The organism is Burkholderia sp. YHN3-13, from assembly GCF_055810675.1.
The window spans coordinates 1-558 of record NZ_JBVVNQ010000100.1 but is presented as its reverse complement, the minus strand read 5'-3'; the positions used below and the strand labels follow the sequence as shown (position 1 = coordinate 558).

Annotated in this window: 1 protein-coding gene; it reads left to right on the top strand. The window is 63.6% G+C overall.

Features of this window, described 5'->3' with window-relative positions:
* On the top strand, positions 1–558 hold a 558-nt coding region (gene folE, locus AC0KUR_RS38095; protein WP_473377418.1), incomplete at both ends, for a GTP cyclohydrolase I.

Below are 558 nucleotides of genomic sequence, written 5' to 3'. Positions count from 1 at the left end.
AACGACAACATCGCCGCGCACCTGCGCGACGGCGAACTCGATGCGTTGCAGAACGAAGTTGCGCAGGGAATGGAAGCGGTGCTGCGCTCGCTCGTGATCGATGTCGACAACGACCACAACACCCGGGAGACCTCGCGGCGCGTCGCGAAGATGTTCATCCGCGAAGTGTTCGCGGGCCGCTACGACGCGGCGCCGTCCGTCACCGAATTCCCGAACGTCGAGCGGCTGGACGAGTTGCTGATCGTCGGGCCGCTGCGCGTGCGCAGCGCCTGCTCGCATCATCTCTGCCCGATCATGGGTCGCATCTGGATCGGCGTGCTGCCGAGCGCCGCGTCGAATCTGATCGGCCTGTCGAAGTACGGAAGGCTCGTGAACTGGGTCATGACGCGCCCGCAGATCCAGGAAGAAGCGGTCAAGCAGATCGCCGATCTCCTCGAATCGCGCATCTCGCCCGACGGGCTTGCCGTCGTACTCGAGGCCGAGCACTTCTGCATGCATTGGCGCGGCACCAAGGACGACCAGGCAAAAATGACCAACAGCGTGATGCGCGGGAAATTT